Origin of the sequence: Bacteroides sp. AM54-2NS (assembly GCF_003602935.1) — a bacterium.
GTDB lineage: Bacteria > Bacteroidota > Bacteroidia > Bacteroidales > Bacteroidaceae > Bacteroides > Bacteroides xylanisolvens.
The window spans coordinates 1-1,145 of the sequence record NZ_QTMZ01000130.1; the positions used below are offsets into that span (position 1 = coordinate 1).

Sequence of the window (1,145 nt, forward strand, 5' to 3'; positions counted from 1 at the left end):
CCTTGGTCGAAAATAACGGAAAGGATGGTGGTCATATTTCTCCTTCTGTTCCTAAGAAAGTAAAGCAGTCGGAATCTCCTTTGGAACATGGGTACTATCGAGTCGCTTATTTCCACACTCATACTCCTTGGACAAATTGTCCGAAAGGTACGAGGCGTCCGGTAGGTCCTTCTGATAAAGATCGTGAGTGGGGCAGCGATAGCAAGAATGCTCCTTTATTTGTGTACGATTATGAGGGGAAATATGATTCAGAAGAAGGAACTTGTTTACTTTTGGGTGGTCATGAGTTGAATGATCCTGCCGGGGTTGTTTATGTGGGTATAGATAGATGCCAAACTCCGCGTAGTGCCTATGAATATTAACTATTAATTTAAAATAAGGAAAGCATATGAAAAAGTTTGTATTGTTATTCAGTTTTTTAGTAAGTTTTGTCCTGACCTCTTATAGTCAGAATTTGGATTCTATTCCGAAATCCAAACGTAATTCTCTGTTGAAATCAATGGCAACAGCTATTGTTATGAAACATGGTCCGGAATATTATCGGGATAAAATTAAAATTGAACGTCTTATTCTGCCCTATCACCCTAATATGCTCGAATCGGATAAGCCGCATATAGGTGAACCTATTTATCGGGTTACTTTTCTATATGACAACCGTAAAGAACGTTTTGAAATGAAATATGCAGCAAAAGTGACTTTTTGGGGAATTATAGGTAAACCTCGTGCTGTTAGTTTTGGTAATGGCATAGGTTTGAGTTTTGATATTCCCGCAGATAAAAATCAAGATTTTAAAAACAGTTATGATCCTCTTCCTTTAAAAAAGAAGTAAGAATGAATGGATAAAGTAATCTGCCATTCTAATATTGTGATAGATGGCAGATTACTAATGTTGTTTATTCCATGGCCTGTTTCCCATTCGTCAGAAACTTTTTCGGTTTCATGTCATTTCGGAGCGTGAGTGTACGGGTGAGAAGTGTGATATTTGCGGAGGATATAAAGCAGGTACGCGTAGCGGTTCGGATTGTCCGGTGTGTACGTGCGAAGAAAATCCAGATATGGACGAGGCGCTAAAGAGTAAAGTGAAATTTTCCGTTAATAGTTCTAAGATAACGATGTTGCAACCGTATGGATTGAAAGTGGGGCTT

Annotated in this window: 1 protein-coding gene and 1 pseudogene; both read left to right on the top strand. The window is 38.6% G+C overall.

The window, feature by feature from the left end; genetic code table 11:
• Nucleotides 1-362, top strand: a pseudogene (locus tag DXA05_RS26680) (hypothetical protein); the annotation flags it as partial.
• A gap of 137 nt (nucleotides 363-499) precedes the next feature.
• Complete coding sequence (locus DXA05_RS26105) at nucleotides 500-829, top strand: hypothetical protein (RefSeq protein WP_258998344.1); 330 nt, start codon at nucleotides 500-502, stop codon at nucleotides 827-829.
• Nucleotides 830-1,145 lie beyond the last annotated feature (316 nt).

Bases quoted from the DNA above. Each gene is read 5' to 3' on its own strand.
- DXA05_RS26105 (WP_258998344.1), top strand. From the start codon at position 500: ATGGCAACAGCTATTGTTATGAAACATGGTCCGGAATATTATCGGGAT.